15 protein-coding genes are annotated in these 17,003 nt (G+C 49.8%); 7 read left to right on the top strand and 8 right to left on the bottom strand.

The window, feature by feature from the left end:
* Positions 1 to 533: 533 nt before the first annotated feature.
* From AC1S52_RS03505 to AC1S52_RS03520, 4 genes are all read left to right on the top strand, one after another.
* Entirely contained in the window at positions 534 to 1,544 is a 1,011-nt protein-coding gene (locus tag AC1S52_RS03505) for an ABC transporter substrate-binding protein (RefSeq protein ID WP_482027652.1), read from the top strand.
* Between the two features lie 73 nt (positions 1,545 to 1,617).
* A complete protein-coding gene (locus AC1S52_RS03510; RefSeq protein ID WP_482027653.1) occupies positions 1,618 to 2,412 on the top strand; it encodes an ABC transporter ATP-binding protein in 795 nt (264 codons plus the stop codon).
* On the top strand, positions 2,409 to 3,218 hold the full coding sequence (locus tag AC1S52_RS03515) for an ABC transporter permease (RefSeq protein ID WP_482027654.1): 810 nt from the start codon (positions 2,409 to 2,411) through the stop codon (positions 3,216 to 3,218). Before AC1S52_RS03510 ends, AC1S52_RS03515 begins: the two co-directional genes overlap by 4 nt.
* A 72-nt stretch (positions 3,219 to 3,290) precedes the next feature.
* Positions 3,291 to 3,440, top strand: coding sequence for an IS1/IS1595 family N-terminal zinc-binding domain-containing protein (locus tag AC1S52_RS03520; protein WP_482027655.1), 150 nt, complete (start codon positions 3,291 to 3,293; stop codon positions 3,438 to 3,440).
* A 426-nt stretch (positions 3,441 to 3,866) separates the two neighbouring features.
* Here AC1S52_RS03520 and AC1S52_RS03525 read toward each other — a convergent pair whose 3' ends face one another.
* Positions 3,867 to 4,493, bottom strand: coding sequence for a hypothetical protein (locus AC1S52_RS03525; protein ID WP_482027656.1), 627 nt, complete (start codon positions 4,491 to 4,493; stop codon positions 3,867 to 3,869).
* A 434-nt stretch (positions 4,494 to 4,927) separates the two neighbouring features.
* On the opposite strand from AC1S52_RS03525, the gene AC1S52_RS03530 reads away from it, so the two are divergent.
* The 3 genes from AC1S52_RS03530 to AC1S52_RS03540 all read left to right on the top strand — a co-directional run bounded on the left by AC1S52_RS03530 (position 4,928) and on the right by AC1S52_RS03540 (position 9,195).
* A complete protein-coding gene (locus AC1S52_RS03530) occupies positions 4,928 to 7,420 on the top strand; it encodes a M48 family metalloprotease (RefSeq protein ID WP_482027657.1) in 2,493 nt (830 codons plus the stop codon).
* A 157-nt stretch (positions 7,421 to 7,577) separates the two neighbouring features.
* Positions 7,578 to 8,474, top strand: coding sequence for an acetylglutamate kinase (gene argB / locus AC1S52_RS03535; RefSeq protein WP_482027658.1), 897 nt, complete (start codon positions 7,578 to 7,580; stop codon positions 8,472 to 8,474).
* A gap of 406 nt (positions 8,475 to 8,880) precedes the next feature.
* Positions 8,881 to 9,195, top strand: a complete 315-nt coding sequence (locus tag AC1S52_RS03540) for a hypothetical protein (protein WP_482027659.1) — start codon at positions 8,881 to 8,883, stop codon at positions 9,193 to 9,195.
* Here AC1S52_RS03540 and AC1S52_RS03545 read toward each other — a convergent pair.
* From AC1S52_RS03545 to AC1S52_RS03575, 7 genes are all read right to left on the bottom strand, one after another.
* On the bottom strand, positions 9,137 to 9,406 hold the full coding sequence (locus tag AC1S52_RS03545; RefSeq protein WP_482027660.1) for a hypothetical protein: 270 nt from the start codon (positions 9,404 to 9,406) through the stop codon (positions 9,137 to 9,139). The genes AC1S52_RS03540 and AC1S52_RS03545 overlap by 59 nt on opposite strands.
* Positions 9,407 to 9,513: 107 nt before the next feature.
* Positions 9,514 to 10,503 (bottom strand): hypothetical protein, encoded by a 990-nt coding sequence (locus AC1S52_RS03550; protein WP_482027661.1) that lies wholly within the window; start codon positions 10,501 to 10,503, stop codon positions 9,514 to 9,516.
* Between the two features lie 238 nt (positions 10,504 to 10,741).
* Positions 10,742 to 11,341 carry a superoxide dismutase [Fe] gene (gene sodB, locus AC1S52_RS03555; protein WP_482027662.1) on the bottom strand — a complete coding sequence of 200 codons (600 nt, stop codon included), beginning with the start codon at positions 11,339 to 11,341 and terminating at the stop codon, positions 10,742 to 10,744.
* 253 nt (positions 11,342 to 11,594) lie between these two features.
* Complete coding sequence (locus tag AC1S52_RS03560) at positions 11,595 to 13,361, bottom strand: NAD+ synthase (RefSeq protein ID WP_482027663.1); 1,767 nt, start codon at positions 13,359 to 13,361, stop codon at positions 11,595 to 11,597.
* A 2-nt stretch (positions 13,362 to 13,363) separates the two neighbouring features.
* Positions 13,364 to 14,104: an NUDIX hydrolase gene (locus AC1S52_RS03565; protein WP_482027664.1), complete on the bottom strand. Its 741-nt coding sequence runs from the start codon at positions 14,102 to 14,104 to the stop codon at positions 13,364 to 13,366.
* Positions 14,065 to 14,664, bottom strand: a complete 600-nt coding sequence (locus AC1S52_RS03570) for a nicotinate-nucleotide adenylyltransferase (RefSeq protein ID WP_482027665.1) — start codon at positions 14,662 to 14,664, stop codon at positions 14,065 to 14,067. The genes AC1S52_RS03565 and AC1S52_RS03570 overlap by 40 nt, the downstream gene beginning before the upstream one ends.
* Before the next feature lie 3 nt (positions 14,665 to 14,667).
* On the bottom strand, positions 14,668 to 16,044 hold the full coding sequence (locus AC1S52_RS03575; RefSeq protein ID WP_482027666.1) for a nicotinate phosphoribosyltransferase: 1,377 nt from the start codon (positions 16,042 to 16,044) through the stop codon (positions 14,668 to 14,670).
* Positions 16,045 to 17,003: the final 959 nt, after the last annotated feature.

The raw sequence follows: 17,003 nt of genomic DNA on the forward strand, positions 1-17,003 counted from the left end.
AACACTCGACCAACTCCAACTTAAAGTTGATCAACTGATTGCTCAGTTAACTCCTGAGCTAATTGCTTCCATCACAGGGTATGCATTTATTCTCGATGCCCTATCTGCCCTGAATACTGTTTAAATTGGTATGAGAAGCAAGCTTCATGCTTCAACCGAACCTATGGGGAAAGGGGCGATCGCACTGGTTTTAGTGCAGGTCTTGCAGCACTTTGCTTTTGTTGATGCGCAGGCAAATGGATTTTTTTGATCAATAAATTTCCAATTTGATTGGGGGTTAAGTCTCCAATGAGATCCCCCATGCAATTTTACCTTTTCAAAAACCAGTGAGGAGTTCGTGACATTCTCCACGATTTCTCCACCAAATTTTCCCCATAAACTGCACTTCCACTCTGTACATTTGATTCTCAAATCTTGATGGATTGCGGAAGTATCAATCTGATCAAGTCTAGTTCGCAGATCAAGTCTAATTCTGATTCTGTAGCGATTGATGCAATTCTACTCCAACTCAGTCCTGTTATGGGGAAAAATTTATGAAGATTCGTAGACGCCATTTTCTTCAGTTGAGTGCGGGTGCTACTTTAGCTGTCGCTGCCCACGGCTGTACCCAGTCGAATACCCAGAGTGGTGGCACCGAAGGGAACAGCAATCCGGGGAAAATTTCGATTGGATTTTGGCCTGTAGCGGCGGGTTTACCGTTGTTTTTGGCAGTTGAGAAAGGGTATTTCAAGGACGCAGGATTGGAGGTGGAAGCGGTCAAATTTGCCTCCGCAAACCAGGTTGCCGAAGCGTTGATTGCCGGACGGTTGCAAGGAACTGGAAATGGGGTTGCCAGTGGCGCATTGGGTCTGGCAGAAATTACCTCCCCAGGGCTGTTTAAGATTTTTGCTTCCAATCCCAGTAACTCCAAGAACATTCTGGAGCAAATTATTGTTGCGAAGGACAGCCCGATTAAAACCGTGGCTGATTTGCAAGGGAAGAAGGTGGCGACCGGACCAGGGGCACAAAATTTGGCAATGGCTCAGGGCATTTTAGAAAATGCCGGAATTCAGGATCCGCAGTTGACTCAATTGGATATTAAGCAGCATGTAGGGGCGATCGCATCAGGTCAAATTGATGCCGCTTACACATTAGAACCGACCGGAACCGTTGGCAGTATGAAAGGCATCACGCGCATTCTAGAGAACGGTGTGGTTGCCAAGTACATTTTGGGTAGTCCTCTGGCACCCTGGTTTGGCGGTTCTGCTGCCCTCAGTACCAAATTTGTTGAGCAATATCCCGCTGCCACAAAAACCTATATCGAGGCATACCGTCGCGCCATTCAAGACATTCGCAATGATCCGGATGCATGTCGCAAGTACATGGTTGGCTATACCGCTATTGAAGGGGATCTGGTTGAAAAAGTGCCCCTGGTTGCCTATACGGTCTATGACGAGTTTAAGCCTGACGATGTGGACTATTTCCAGAAGTTCTTTGACTTTATGACCCAAAAAGGGGTGTTTTCGCGCTCAATTGATGTCAATGGGTTGCTTTATAAGGCGTAGGTGTCAGGTGTCAGGTGCCAGGTGTGAGGTGTCGGGTAGCTACGGAAAGTTAGTTTGTTCTAGGGGAAGCTAAATGATGCAGGAGTTGAATGTCAACCAAAAGATTGCTCCGCCGGAGCATTTTATTTCGGTGGAGGGTCTGTGCAAGTCCTTTGGTGATCTGGTGCTGTATGACAATTTCAGCCTGGATCTGGCGAATAACCAGTTGGTGTCGATCTTTGGTCCCAATGGTTGTGGCAAGTCAACGCTGATTAATATGATCAGTGGCTTGATGCCCTTTGATGGGGGACAGGTGTTCATTCATGGTAAGCCGATTCGGCGTGCCCGGATTGGCTATGTGTTTCAGAACTACCGGGACTCCATGTTTCCCTGGCTGAGTGCCTATGACAATATTGCTTATCCCTTGCGGATTAAGGGAGTGCCAGAGCGGGAGTGCCGCGATCGCGTCGAGCGTATGATTGACCTGTTCAACATTCGTTTAGACCTGAAGCGCTATCCTTACAACTTTTCTGGGGGACAGCAGCAGTTAATTTCCATCCTGCGGGCACTGGTCGCTGACCCGGAGGTGCTGTTTCTGGATGAACCCTTTTCTGCCCTGGACTTTGAGATGACCCTGTTTGTCCGGGAAAAGCTCCAGGAAATTTTCATGGCAACGTCTATTCCCATGCTGATGGTGGTGCACAACCTGGAGGAGGCTGTTTACCTGGCAGATACGATTCTGCTGCTGAGCAAACGTCCCACCCATCTGGTTGAAGCCGTACCATTTGCAGCGCCCCGTCCCCGCACCCTGGAGACGCTCTCTTCCCCAGAATTCATTGAAGTCAGCCGCTATTGCCTGGAAATCTTTCGTCAGGAGATGAGAAAATGATCACTCGCGCCTTACCTGGTTCTTCCCGCCGAATTCGCTCCCAGAAGTTCTCTGCAACGATTGATAAACTGCTGCCCCTGGTTGGCGTTTTGGCGCTGTTTGGCTGCTGGTGGCTGATTTCGGTTTCGGGTCTGGTCAATCCGGTGTTGTTGCCAACGCCGCTGGCGACCCTGGCGGCTCTGATCAAAGCGACCTTTACAGGTAACATGCTGCCTGATTTCACTGCCACTGTAGTGAGGACGTTTGAAGCTTTTTTGATGGCAGCCATTGTGGGAGTTCCAATCGGTGTAGCCTTGGGCAGTTCTGAAAAACTCTACCGTAGCGTTGAATTTCTGATTGATTTTTTCCGCTCAACCCCTGCCAGTGCTTTAATTCCCATGTTTATTTTGTTTTTTGGAGTCAGTGATATTTCTAAAGTGATTATTGCTGCCTTCAGTGCCTTCCTATTGATTGTGTTTAATAGTGCTTATGGAGTGATTAACGCGAGGCGATCGCGAATTCTGGCAGCAAAAGTCATGGGTGCGAACCGCTGGCAAATCTTCAAAGATGTGTTGTTGCTGGAAAGTTTGCCCCAAACCTTTATTGGGCTGCGAAGTGGCATCAGTATTGCCCTGGTAATTGTCATTGTGGCTGAGATGTTCATTGGTACAGAACAGGGGCTTGGCAAACGCATTATTGATGCCCAGCAGATCTTGAATGTCCAGGATATGTATGCCTCGATTTTGATTACAGGTTTCCTGGGCTATTTTCTAAATGCGCTGTTTCTGCTGCTGGAAAAACGTTTTGTTCACTGGAGTGGGAAGTAGCATCAGCCGAACGGTAGTAGGTGTCAAGAAAAAGGGCGTTGCAGAATGGATGTATGAATTAGGGAGATTTTCATGCAATGGACTGAATGCGGCTCCACTCATATCCGTAAGAATGGCAAGAAAAGAGGTCAGCGAAATCACATCTGTGTTGATTGTGATCGCCAATTGATTGACCTCTCTGACCCTCCGCAAGGCTACCCTGATGAGTTCATTCAGATATGATCTGGCTCGACTGCATCGTAAGATATTGGGTTATTTAAAGTCAGTGAAGATGCTAGGACACTCCGTTCAATTGCTACTTCACTATCTGAAATTCTGGGATGTTCCAGTTCCGCCATGATTCATACTTCAATCCAGCAACGCCTCCTTTTTTCTTAGAAATCTCCTAAGAGCATCTGACAACCCAAAATACCTGGGGTATGGAACTGGGAATATGCTACAAAGCGGGAAATTAAGCGGTTAAGCGTTGTTGTGTAACCTCGTCTGCGGTCGAAGGGTCATTCGTTCAGCATGACACTGGTTCTTTTGAAACAAACTCCTAAAATACCCAGTGCAGGGGCATAGATGGCTCCTACACTGGGTGTAATTTCTTTAAAGAGGCAATTGAGTGAAGATGTCCAAGACAAATTCAAACAACTGCCGGATGGCTTACTGCTGATAAAACTGACCTGCGTTGTCCACTCGGAAGGTTACCGTTTCACCACTAAAGTCAACAAACTTGACTACGTTGGGAGTAGGTGAAAAGACCTTTCTCCAACTCTTGCGCCAACTGGGATAGAGTTTGAGCAGAGTGAACTCTCCTCGGCGAGGCACAGCGCGGTAAACTGCACCTTCTCCAGTCTGGCGTTCGTAGAACAGCAGCATATTGTTGCCCAGGGAGACAATCGAATTCCAGCCTTTGCGCCAGCCATCGAGTTTGGTGATAACCTGTCCATTGCGGCTGTCGGAAAACGTTCCCGAACCTTCCCTGGAGTTATAGAACAGCGTAGTTCTCTGGTCAAGCCGAATATTCAGGTTCTGAACTCGGCTGGAACGGTGGGGGGATGGGTTTCCACCGTAACCAGGTTGGTATGGATTCTGATATCCTGGGTTCCCAGAATGTTGACCGCCAAAGCGTAGGTCAATTTGCAAACCTGATTGTGCTACTTGTAAACCCGCTTGTACTGGTTCGTCATAGTCGGGTTCAAATGACAGCGCCCGTCCAGCGATCGCAGCATTTCCTGTCAACATGACAGCCAGGGTGGTTAACGTTGTGAAAGATTTTAAAGCTTGCATTGGGGGTCTCCTTGAAGAGTAGTGAATAAGCAGAGCAACCAGAGGGTTGACTCGTTGGGGGCGGTCGAGTTGTTTTAGCTCGTTTGATTCCCTATCTACTCTTTCGGTCCGCTTTTGGGAGTTATGCACTGCATGCTCAATTTTTTTGAAATTTCCTGGATATTGTTCTGCCTCAGAGAGTTTGCATGAACCGATCACAGCCAGAGCGTATGCAAAGCTTGAATTGGCAATCCATTCTCAGCCGGAGTCTGACGACTGGTTTGGCGTTAACGGAAATAACCGTTCAAACGGAGACAAGACTTCCAACACCGCATTTGTTGTTCTATTCCTGAAACATCCTCCTCCAGACTGAAGTTGATAAATAACTTTGAATCCAGGGAATTCTTAAACCAGCCCCCTGAATTCGTTCACTCATCAGTCAGGAGAGAGATTCTATGTCTTCCCCTTCGGGTTTGCTGCAATCTGGGGTGAATGCTTTGAAACAGAAGCGTTATCCGGAGGCAGTTCAGGCATTTGAGGCATTTTGTCGAAGTCAGTCCAGTCGTCGCTCTAAAGAATTCTTTCAAGCTCAGATGTATCTGGTCAGGGCTTATCAGGAAAGTGGGCAATCGGCAAAGGCGATCGCCCTCTGCCAGGAAATGGCAACCTGTGAACATGCCCAGGTACGGGAGTGGGCACAGCGCACGCTGTCTACACTCTCTACTCCTGAAACCACATCCCAGGCTGATGCAGACAGTCCAACCATTCAACCGACCAACACTGAGGCAGCACCAGCCTCTGTGATTCCTCCCCCTTCGCCCCAAGATCTTCTGTCTCCAGAGCGCTCTGCTGAACTACTGAAGGCTGGCAATCAGGCACTCAAAACCCAGCGGTTTGACGATGCGGTGAATCACCTGGAGCAGTACTGTCAGGGCACCAGTCCAGGTGAGAGCAACTACGCTCAGGCACAGATGTGGCTGGTCAAGGCGTACAAAGGTGACGAACAGACTGAACCAGCGATCGCCCTCTGTCGGGAACTGCTGAATAGCGAAAAGGAATATGTCCACATTTGGGCAAAGCAGTTTCTTCTGACGATGGTTCCGGCTGAGGATCCGCAGGAAGAGGCTGAAGTAGCTGAATCCAATGGAGCATCGGTTACCAATTCCTCTAACAGTCCATCCTTTGCCAGAAATGCCAAAGGTACCGCTCCCCCAACCGCGAACAACTCTATTCCCAAGGCAGGTAGATCGGATCGGCGCGGGGTCAAGCTACCCATGAAGGGAGTTGCTGCCAGTCTGTCAATGGCATCCGGAGTCACAATTTCCCTGCTGTTTGGGATGATTCTAGTGCTGTTCCTCAGCCTGATGCTGATTGTGGAAAGCGAGAACCCGACATTGGGATTTGCGATCGCCGTCATCCTTACCCTTGTCGCCAATGCTGCCATCTTCTTCATCTCGCCTTTGATTATGGATTTGATCCAGGGCTGGCTGTATGGCACGCGCTGGATGTCTCTCTCCGAAGTGGAGCGCTATAGCCCTGAGACTGGCAGAATCCTGCGGGAGATTTGCCAGCAGAAGAAACTTAAGCAACCTCGTCTGGGGATGATTGAAGACCAGAACCCTACTGCCTTTACCTACGGCGCTCTCCCCAATAGCGCCCGACTGGTGGTTAGTAAGGGCTTATTTACCTACCTGGATGATGACGAAATTGCCACCGTCTATGCCCATGAGCTAGGGCATATTGTCCACTGGGACTTTGCAGTGATGACCCTGGCATCGACTCTGGTGCAGATTGCCTACCTCCTCTACGTCTACATCGACGCGATCGCCGATAAGGTCGATAACGATCAGGTCAAAACCAGTGCCCGTGGCATTACCATCATGGCGTATGTGTTTTACGTCGTGGGTGAGTATCTGTTGCTCTATCTATCTCGTACACGGGAGTATTACGCGGATCACTTCGCGGCTGAAGTCACCGGAAACCCGAATGGACTGTCTCGCGCCCTGGTCAAAATTGCCTATGGCATTCTGGAAGAAGGCAAACGGAGTCAGGAACCCAGTAAAGTGCTACAGGGGACTCGTGCCCTGGGCATTGCCGATCCCAAGTCGGCGGCATTCACAGGCACAGCTTACCGGGTTGCCTCAGAGCCACAGAAAATTGGCAAAGTCTTCCTGTGGGATATGTTTAACCCCTGGGCTTGGTGGATGGAACTCAGTTCTACCCATCCCCTCACAGGGAAACGAGTCCGTGCCCTCAGCACCTACGCTGAACAACTTGGGTTGGATACGGAATTTGACATGGGCGTGGTCATGCGCGAAGGACGCAGCCTGAACAAGAAGAAACTGTACGGCAGTTTCGCCACTGATGTCTTTGCCCTCTGGGCAGACAAAGTGCTGGCTGTCGTTGGTCTGTTAATTGGGGGAGCGTTTGCCGTTGTCAATCAGAATCCGGGGATCGCTCTCTCGCCTGCACTGATTGGCCTTGGATTGGGCACTCTGCTGAAAATGGTCTTCATGTATCCCGACTTCAACCGTGCCCCTGAGACGGATGTTTTAGCACTCATGTCCGACCCCTATGCCAGCCCATTACGGGGACGTGCCGTGAAATTGGCTGGAACTGTGATTGGTCGGGGTGATGCGGGCTACAAGTTTGGCTCTGACCTGAAGATGCAGGATTCTTCGGGCATGATTTATCTGCGCTACACGTCGCGCTTTGGTCCATTGGGTAACTTCCTGTTTGGCATGAGTCAGGCGGACAGTTTCGTCAATCGTGAAGTTACAGTGGTTGGCTGGTTCCGGCGGGGCATTATGCCCTGGATTGACCTGGTGAAGCTGGATTGCCCCAGCAAGTGGAATGTCACCAGCCATCCTCGTTTCTGGCTGCTGGTTTTGGGCATTGGCTCAATTGTGGTTGGCTTTTTCCTGCCGTCCATGTTGTCAACCCTGTAATCCACCTGAAACCTGTTAACTAGCTTTCAGATCCCTGGCATCTTGAAGATGCCGGGGATCTTGTATTTAGGGGCGATCGCAAAATTGTTGCCATTGAGAGTGTTGATGGGTGCAGTTTCCTCTACACTGCGTATCAGCATGTTTTGATTTTCTCTTTATGACTACCACCCACGAGTTCATCCACGAAACTGAAGCCACAAGAGTTCGGATTCTTAGCGAAGCCCTGCCTTATATTCAGCAATTAGCTGGAAAGACGGTTGTCGTCAAATATGGCGGTGCTGCCATGAAGGATGGCAGCCTGAAAGATAAGGTGATCCGGGATGTGGTGCTGATGTCCTGTGTAGGCATTCGTCCAGTGGTGGTGCATGGGGGTGGACCTGAGATCAACACCTGGTTAGATAAGCTGGGAATTGAACCCCAGTTTAAGAATGGGCTGCGGGTGACTGATGCCGCCACGATGGATGTGGTGGAAATGGTGCTGGTGGGGCGTGTCAATAAAGAACTGGTTGCCCTGATCAACCAGGCAGGCGGAAAAGCGGTGGGGTTGTGTGGTAAAGATGCCAATCTGATTAGAGCACGTCCGGCAGACCAGGAAGGGATTGGCTTTGTGGGCGAAGTGACCAGCGTGGATATCCGCATTCTGGAGTCGCTCGTCAATAGTGGGTATATTCCGGTGGTTTCTAGCGTAGCGGCGGACAACACTGGGCAGGCGTACAACATCAATGCAGACACCGTTGCTGGCGAAATTGCGGCGGCACTGGGGGCAGAAAAGCTGATCCTGCTGACCGATACCGCTGGGATTCTAAGAGACTTCAAGGACTTATCAACCCTGATTCCAAAACTGGATATTCAGGAAGCCCGACAGTTGATTGAGACTGGGATTGTAGCTGGCGGCATGATTCCAAAGGTGACTTGCTGTGTGCGATCGCTGGCTCAGGGAGTCTGCGCAGCCCACATTATTGATGGGCGAATTCCCCACTCCCTGCTGCTGGAGGTATTTACGGATTCTGGCATCGGCTCCATGATTGTGGCATCATCCGAGTTTATGGCTTAATCCGCGGCATCCAATCCAGCAGATCTACAGCCATTTTCATTTGTGTATGCCACACCGAATCCATTGGTTCGCATTCATCTAAAAGCATCGCCTGTGGGGCACTCGTCTGAAAACCGCTGTCATTTGGACTTATACCAGTTCAATCTGAGTTTGCACTTAACAAGGGGCTTAAGCCCCTTGTCTACCAGGCTTTCTTCTGTTCAGCTTCAAAGAGAATTGGTATTACCCATCTATCCTCATCAATTCATTAGGGCTGACTCAGCAACGGTTAATGTTGGCATCCGAATGTAGAACCAGGTGCAAAACCAACCAGAAATGACACAAGGCGATCTCTGAAGCGTTGGTTCAGCACCTGATGGTTATGACACCATTCCTACCATCCCATTCCTACCTTCGGAGGCTAGCTATGAACCGTGTATTATTTGCCAGTGTGTCTATTCTGCTGCTGTCGGCTTCCCAGGCGATCGCCAATTCTCCCACTTACCGGACTTCTGCACCGGAGGTTAATTCAACCAGTTCTCCCAGCCAACTTATCAATCGCAGTGTTGAACCAGACAAAGAATTTCCTACCGCCAATACGATGAAAATGCCAAAAACAATGGTGTCTCGCCCAATGGGCAGAGATGCCTACCCTGCCTACTGCCCACCCCTACCCAAGGGTGTTACTGAGGCAGACTGGCTATACAGGGAAGCGCTACATCTGTGCAAGTATGGGACTTAACAGAGGATGCTGTACGGGGTAAGGGGCACACCACGTACAGCTCGTGAGGATAGCGAGGAACCGGGTCATTCTCTAACCAAATGGAAGGCACCATCATCGCTTCATAGCGGGCGATCGTGTCAAAGGTGCCCGGTTTGGCTTTTAGCTCTACGGTCAGTCCGGGTCGATAGGTAAAAGCTTCTTCCCAGTCCAGATCTGAATCAAAGCTCATGGCATGAAAAACCGTATCTTTTGATACTGATTTTACGACGCATCCATTAATGGATGCGTCATTCTGTAGTAATAGATACAATTTTTAATTTTTTGGAAGCATCTGCACTATTCTTCGGTTACAGAGGGATGGTGCTCATTTTGTGAATAGTAAAAGCCTGCCGCGATTGCCCCCAGATACAGCAACATTCCCATCCAGAACACTAGATTGCCAATCACCTGATCCTTGGTTAGCAGATTTAAGTCCAGCAGTAGAAAGTGCCAGTCGTGCAAAACAGCTTCACCCCCCAATAGCGGTAGCGCCCGTTCCTGAGCATCTTTGATGTAGATGGAAACATCCCAGAGATTTTGAGCAGCCCAGCAGAGGGTCACAGCACAGGCATACAGTTGCCGATGAAAGAAGAAATAGCCTGCAATTCCGGCAGGGACTAAAAACTGCATCAGTGACCCGCCCAGGATGTGCAGAAACCGTCCAAAGATTGCAAAGATGACATGCCCTGCCTCGTGGAAAATGAGATTCACACCATGCAGAAACATCATGATGCGATCGCCCCCTTCCAGAAACCGATCCACGGTATAGCTTGATGACCCAAACAACCCGTAGAGAGCCAGCACAATCACAAATGAGACTTTGATGGGGTCGAGCTTAGTGATCAGGTTTTGCAGATCACCTGTGGTGTAGGTAAACTGCCCAATTTGGAAAATCGGTGCCCCCGGTAGCGATTTTCGGATGGCAGGTGAAGACGGTTTGGGAACCGAAGGTTGGGTCGTTGGTTTGCCTGATGCTGGTTTTGAACCTGGAGGTTTGACTAGCTCGAAGGTCACCGTCCAGGTGGGTTTCGTTTCTCCCTGCGATCGCCCGTAAATTCTAACTGTGCGGGCAATTGCCAGATCTAGTTCAGCCAAACGCTTACGGATGAGGCGAACCGCAATTACCTGGTCAGGCACCAAATCCGCTTCCAGGAGGATATGCAGGCAGTCTTCTCGCTGGTGGGCTTTGACCGTAATTCCCCTTTCCTGCACAACCTGAGCCAAGAGAGCGGCGATCGCCCCTTCATCTCCCTGTCTTGCCAGTTCTTCCAGGTCAGACGGTGTCATCACAGCGCGGCATGGGTTTAAGACTTGATATATTCCAAAATCGTGAACGCAGTATGCCCAGTCTATCTGGCAAAAAGATCAAAAAAGATGGCAAAAAAAATCGATCGCCCCCATTAGCCAAAAGGCGATCGTATTACTAGTTTAGTACATCTGAACCATATGGGCAAATTTTAACCCCCTGAAAAGCGGTGGGTTGTTTTCAGGGGGTATCAGTTAATGATGGGAAATAGATGCCTGATTATTTAGCCAGGTTTTCAGTTACAAAATCCCAATTCACCAGGTTTTCCAGGAAATTCTTGATAAACGCGGGACGAGCATTTCGGTAGTCGATGTAGTAGGCGTGTTCCCAAACGTCCAGGGTCAACAGAGCCTTTTTGCCATGAGCCAGGGGGTTTTCGGCGTTGGGTGTCTTCATCACCGACAATTTACCGCCATCATCCACCAGCCATGCCCAGCCGCTACCAAATTGAGTGGCTGCTGCGTTGGAAAACTCTTCTTTGAACTTATCAAAGCTACCAAAGTCCTTAGCAATTCGGTCTGCCAGTTCACCAGAGGGAGTGCCACCGCCACCGGGTTTTAAGCTATTCCAGAAAAAGGTGTGGTTCCAAACCTGAGCCGCATTGTTGAAAACACCCGTCAGAGCAGGATCTTTGAAGGAAGTTTGAATCACTTCCTCTAAGGACTTGTTGGCAAGGTCTTTGCCTTCAGTCAATTTATTCAGGTTATCCACATAAGCCTTGTGGTGTTTGCCGTAGTGATACTCAAAGGTTTCGGCTTTCATGCCGTATGGCTCTAGAGCATCCATAGGGAAGGGGAGGGGGGGCTGTGTAAATGCCATGTGTTCTTCTCTCTACTAATGTGCGGTTATAGCCTAAAGCCTAAAACGAAAGTTCCTATTTCAGTTCAGCAACGCTCCTATTTCTTAGAGTCTAAAAGAGCGTCAGAAAAGGAACTTCATGAAGAATTCTACCGTAAAAATTTCCAGCCTGATGAGGCGGTAGGGGATTATCTGCCTGGAGAGGTAGGGCTGGGGAGGGATGGGGAGATGGATCATTCCATTCACCCCTCCACCCCTCCACTCCTCCACCCCTCTATTCCTCAGTCAGCGCACTGGGTAGCCAGCGGGAAGCGATCGGCATTCGCCAACCTGTGCCAAAGGCGCGATCGGTGACTTTCAAAACAGGAGGTGCCTGACGGCGCTTGAATTCGGCACGGCTAACCAGTTTAGCCACTTTATTAACAATTTGGGCATTGTGTCCAGCCGCAACAATCTGGTCAGGGGTTTGGTGGTCATGAATGAGGCGAACCAGGATATCGTCCAGAATGTCGTAGGGTGGTAGGGAATCTTGATCGACCTGTCCGGGTTTGAGTTCGGCACTGGGGGCTTTCGTCAGAATGTTGGTAGGGATGATTTCGGATTTTGGATTTTGAGATGAGCCTGATCTAGAATCTGCAATCTGCAATAAGTTCGTGTTGAGCCACTTACAGATCGAATAAACCCGGTTTTTGGGGACATCGGCGATCGCTGCCAGTCCCCCATTCATGTCTCCATACAGGGTGCAGTAGCCGACTGCCATCTCAGACTTATTGCCCGTAGACAGGAGCAGGTGCCCAAACTTATTGGAAATCCCCATTAACAGGGTGCCTCGAATACGGGACTGAATGTTTTCCTCAGCAATGCCAAACCCGTTGCCTGCAAAGACATCGGCAAGGGTTGCGTCAAATGCCTGCATCAGCGAACCAATGGGCAGGGTATGGGTTTGAATTCCGAGGTTTTCTGCCAGCGCTAGAGCGTCTTTGACGGAATGGTCGGAACTATAGGGAGAGGGCATCAGAATACCCAGAACATTCTCGGGACCGAGGGCAGCGGTGGCGATCGCGGCGACCAGAGCAGAATCGATCCCGCCGCTCAAACCGATGACAGCTTTACTAAAGCCACACTTGCGGGCATAGTCCTGTACCCCCAGCACCAGCGCTGACCAGATTTCAGCATCTTCATCTTCTGGTAACGACGCAATCCCGTCCAGTTGGGCAGGTATCAGGTTCTTGGTTTGCTCATCGTATTCCACGATGACCAGATCAGTTTCAAAGGCACAAGCGCGACAGATCAGTTCACCTTGCCGGTTAAACACAACACTGGTGCCATCAAAAATCAGGTCATCATTTCCGCCCACCTGATTGACATAGATAACTGGGTGATTAAATCGCTTTGCTGTATGGCTCAGCATGGATTCGCGTAGTCGCTGCTTACCGACGGTATAGGGTGAGGCAGATAGATTAATGATCAGGTCAACACCAATCTCTGCAAGGGCTGCGATCGGGTTTAACCGATAAGTCCGTTTGCCCCAAAATTCCTCGTCGTTCCACAAGTCCTCGCAAATGGTAACGCCGATGTGGATGGGGGTGTGGGGTTCTCCTCCCTTCTCCCGCTCCAGCCAAAAGTGGTTTGCCTGATACCCCGGTTCAAAGTACCGCCCTTCGTCAAACACATCATAGGTAGGAAGGAGATGTTTGTGGAAGATTTGGTTGATGTTACCACCCTCCAGGAGAGCGGTGCTGTTAAACAGGGGTTTGCCGCCTTCCAACAACGATTTTTCATTGACAATGGCGATTCCGATTAATACTGCCAGTTGAGGAGGCAAGTCTTTTGCTAACTGGTTCAGGGTTTCTCTCATTGCCTCTACAAAACCTGGATGCATGAGCAGGTCACGGGGTGGGTAGCCGCAAAGGGAAAGTTCTGGGGTCAGCAATAGCCGTGCTCCCTGGTTTGCTGCCTGTTGAGCAGCATCCAGAATTCGTTGGGCGTTGCCAGACAGGTCACCGATGGTTGGGTTGAGTTGGGCGATCGCAATTTTCATAACTACATAAACACCAATGGTTTATCTTTCAGGGGTGCAAAGGCTTTGGCATCAAAGCGGTAAAGACTGGCGGGACGACCGGCACCCCTGGAAACTTTGATCCCGGTGTCTTCTAAAAATCTCAGTTTCAGGAGCCGGGAACGGAAGTTGGAATAGTCTGAAAAGCTTTCACCGAAAACAGTGGTGTAAAGCTGATAAAGGTCATTCAGGGTAAAGAGTTCTGGCAAGACTTCAAAGGCAACGGGGCTGTACTCCAGCTTGTTCCGTAGGCGGCGATGTCCGTATTCCAGAATTTTGTTGTGATCAAACGCTAATTCTGGTACCTGGTCAAGGGGATACCAGGCGATACCGCTCACACCATCAGCAATCAGTTCCGCTTCGGCAAACCGGACCAGAGCAAAGTAGCTGACCGAAAGATACCGCACACCATAGCTGGTTTCACGCGGGTCACGGTCTGGTCCGCCAAAGGTGTAAAGCTGCTCTAAATAAAGGTTTTTAGCCCGAATTTTCTCTGCCAGAATTCGGTATGCAGCATCTTCCAGGGATTCTCCCTGACGTACCAGCGTACCAGGAAAACTCCATTGCCCCCAGAAAGGTTCTTCCTGCCGCATGACTAGCAAGACCAGCAGGCGATTTTGGTCGGTATCGACCGAGAAAATGACATTGTCCACTCCTACTTTGAAATCAGCAAGCGCTTTTCGATTTACCGGGTCGGCTGTTTTTCTTTGAGTGTGTCCTGACATGGGTAAAGGTGCTCTTGGTGGATGTATGCCTCAACAGGAGGGGTGAGTGCCTCGGTGTCTCCTTTTTCTCGGTAAGCGGTAGAGGAAGTATCTAAACCGATCAAATCCGCGATCGCCACCTGGGTTCCCCTGCGCCTCAAGTCTGCCAGCGCTGATTGGCTCAAAGGGTACCCCGGTCGAGGTACGACCAGCAGATCAACCTGGGTCAGGATTTCTTCCGCCCGGTACCAACTCGGGAGTTGATAAATTAAGTCGGAGCCAATCACCAGCGCAAACCGGGCATCGGTCCAAATTTGGCGGGCAATTTCCAGGGTGTAGAACGTCCTGGAATGGCTGAGTTCTGGGTAAAGCCAGATGTTTTGTCGGGGCGGCTTAATATCGTCAATCAGCAGTTGTAGCATTGCCATCCGATGATTCAACGAGGTCTGGTGGGACTTGAAGGGATTGTCGGATGCCCAGACCGCCACAGAGTCGTAGCGTTGAGCCAGCCATGCCAGAATCGCCTGGTGTCCGGCGGTGGGTGGGTCAGCACTGGTGCCAAAAAGAGCGACGTTAAGCATAGTCTAGCGATGCTGAGTTTTCTGAATCAGGGTTTGGAGTGCGGCAGAAAGTTCGACTGGGATTGGGGTCGGCTGCTGTATCTGACGGGTGATGGCTGGCAGACTGGCAACGGACTGGGCTGTACGCTGGGCAATTGGTGCCAGAGTCTCCGGTGGCTCTACTCGGTGCCCCTGCTTCATCACCAATTGCATCAAGGGTCTAACCTCTCCTGGCGACCCCTCTCTCCTCTCTCCTCTCTCCTCACCATCCATCAATCCCAGGTAATCCTGCCGCACCTCTCCCCCTTCAAAGCAACGAAAAATTTGTTTTCGTCCAGGGTAGGTGACTTTACCCGTGGCTTCCTTCATAACTGGGATGCCGTTGATCTCTACCAGCTTGTAAACCCCATTGACGGGAGGACCTGTGACCAGTTGGGTGCCTAGTCCATAACCATCAATACAGGCTCCAGCCGCTTTCAATTCAGTAATTTTGAACTCATCCAAATCGCCACTGGCAAAGATAGGAACGTCAGGCAGCAGTTGCCGTACCTGTTTGGATAAAGCTGCCAGATCACCGGAATCAATCCGTACCCCTGCCAGATGGGTTTCGCTGGTCTGGAGATTGTGGGAAAGCTGCTTAGCGGCGGCGATCGTATCGTAGGTGTCAATTAATAGAGGAGCACCGGGAAAGTAACGATGGAAGGTATCAAACGCTTCTGCCTCGCTGCCCTCGGTTGCTGCCAGTGCCATCACCAGGGAGTGTGCCATTGTACCAACTGGTTTTCGTCCTAGCTTGATGGCTGCCAGCACATTTGACGTGGCATTTAACCCGGCTGCCAGTGCTGCCCGCGCCGCCCACAGAGATGCCTGGGGACCAAATGCGCGTCGAGTGCCAAACTCAAATAGGGTAGCTTCCAGTCCCGCTGCATCTCGCAGACGGGCAGCACGAGTGGCAATTAAAGTTTGGTAATTGATTGCATTCAGTAAGTAAGTTTCAATCACCTGAGCTTGCCAGAGGGGAGCCTCTACCCGCAACAAAGGTTCATTGGCAAAAACGGCTGTTCCCTCTGGCACTGCCCAGACATCGCCTGTAAAGCGAGTCTCCGCCAGCAAAGACCAGAATCGTTCCGGCGCATTGGTAAAAATTCCGGTCGATCGCAATGCCTCTATCTGCTCTTGCCCAAACCGAAACTTCTCCAAATAGTCCAGCACCTGTGCCAACCCCATTGCAATCAGGTAGCCAAAACGCTCTGGCAACCGACGTACCATCATTTCAAAGCTGGCTGGCTGCTGCTCCAACGCTTCCCCGACATAACAGGCAGTCATCGTAAGCTGGTAGAGGTCTGTCAGCAAGCTGTAGTCCTCTGGAGATAGGGTAAGTTCCTGGTCTTCGACAATCATGGAAACGTCCAAAGTGAAAATAGCTGCTGATCACGGGCGATCGCGAGAAGTCCGGCTTCAGATTGTTAATGCCGGTTGCCAAAGGGGAAAGAGACTATCGCCATCGCACCACCAATTATAGTCATAAAAACCAAAACTCGGAAGCCAAACTTCCCCTATGAGACCAAATATTTTCTTCGATTATGGAGCGAAAATCTCCTTAATGCTTTCAGGGTAGCTATTTTCGCCATCGCCGTCACCGCGAAATTATGGTGATTTTCATTAAAATAAGGGCTGATGAAACCCAGATCCTTGGCTGTCAAGGAAAGGGGGTGGATTCAAAGCCTCTTTCTACTTCGGAGGGGGTGGGGAAGAGGTTAAAACACGTTGTATATACACACAACCCCTTGGGGAAAGGCTAGGGAGAGGGGCTACCGGGCATCAGTCCAGATGTTTTGACAATCAGTTAAGATGCCTTTTGTGATTTAAGTAAAGTGGAATGAAGGAGCATCAAATCATTCAAATAAAACTTAAATAAATGATTCGGAAATTAGAGATTTATTAGTTATTTAGGCATAATCAAGGTGTGAGGAATTAGAGTATTGGAACTCAGCACCTAAAACTTATCCAAAAACCTTAGCCGCCAAATCCCAGCACTGAATTCAGGAAGTTTTCGGATAGGCTTTCACTGTGGTTGAGCCTAAGTTTAATCATTGATCTTTGAGGTAAATGTTATGGGTATGCCAAAATTCTTTGATGATGTTATCCAGTACTTCTCCGGGGCGCTATCTCGAATCTTTGGACCCAGTGATGATGCCTATCCCAATACTGGTGTACAGCCAGAAGTGTTGAAAGAAAGCTTAAGACAAGAAAAAAGGGGTCAGAAAATAGTATTCTGACCCCTATCAAATAAAAAATTCTGTCTGATGCTATCGTCGTTTCCCAATATTGTCAAATCGGTAGTCAAGCGACTGTCGCCG

The organism is Kovacikia sp. CALU 1929 (assembly GCF_056784235.1).

Bases quoted from the DNA above. Each gene is read 5' to 3' on its own strand.
- AC1S52_RS03505 (WP_482027652.1), top strand. From the start codon at position 534: ATGAAGATTCGTAGACGCCATTTTCTTCAGTTGAGTGCGGGTGCTACT.
- AC1S52_RS03510 (WP_482027653.1), top strand. From the start codon at position 1,618: ATGATGCAGGAGTTGAATGTCAACCAAAAGATTGCTCCGCCGGAGCAT.
- AC1S52_RS03515 (WP_482027654.1), top strand. From the start codon at position 2,409: ATGATCACTCGCGCCTTACCTGGTTCTTCCCGCCGAATTCGCTCCCAG.
- AC1S52_RS03520 (WP_482027655.1), top strand. From the start codon at position 3,291: ATGCAATGGACTGAATGCGGCTCCACTCATATCCGTAAGAATGGCAAG.
- AC1S52_RS03525 (WP_482027656.1), bottom strand. From the start codon at position 4,493: ATGCAAGCTTTAAAATCTTTCACAACGTTAACCACCCTGGCTGTCATG.
- AC1S52_RS03530 (WP_482027657.1), top strand. From the start codon at position 4,928: ATGTCTTCCCCTTCGGGTTTGCTGCAATCTGGGGTGAATGCTTTGAAA.
- argB (WP_482027658.1), top strand. From the start codon at position 7,578: ATGACTACCACCCACGAGTTCATCCACGAAACTGAAGCCACAAGAGTT.
- AC1S52_RS03540 (WP_482027659.1), top strand. From the start codon at position 8,881: ATGAACCGTGTATTATTTGCCAGTGTGTCTATTCTGCTGCTGTCGGCT.
- AC1S52_RS03545 (WP_482027660.1), bottom strand. From the start codon at position 9,406: ATGAGCTTTGATTCAGATCTGGACTGGGAAGAAGCTTTTACCTATCGA.
- AC1S52_RS03550 (WP_482027661.1), bottom strand. From the start codon at position 10,503: ATGACACCGTCTGACCTGGAAGAACTGGCAAGACAGGGAGATGAAGGG.
- sodB (WP_482027662.1), bottom strand. From the start codon at position 11,341: ATGGCATTTACACAGCCCCCCCTCCCCTTCCCTATGGATGCTCTAGAG.
- AC1S52_RS03560 (WP_482027663.1), bottom strand. From the start codon at position 13,361: ATGAAAATTGCGATCGCCCAACTCAACCCAACCATCGGTGACCTGTCT.
- AC1S52_RS03565 (WP_482027664.1), bottom strand. From the start codon at position 14,104: ATGTCAGGACACACTCAAAGAAAAACAGCCGACCCGGTAAATCGAAAA.
- AC1S52_RS03570 (WP_482027665.1), bottom strand. From the start codon at position 14,664: ATGCTTAACGTCGCTCTTTTTGGCACCAGTGCTGACCCACCCACCGCC.
- AC1S52_RS03575 (WP_482027666.1), bottom strand. From the start codon at position 16,044: ATGATTGTCGAAGACCAGGAACTTACCCTATCTCCAGAGGACTACAGC.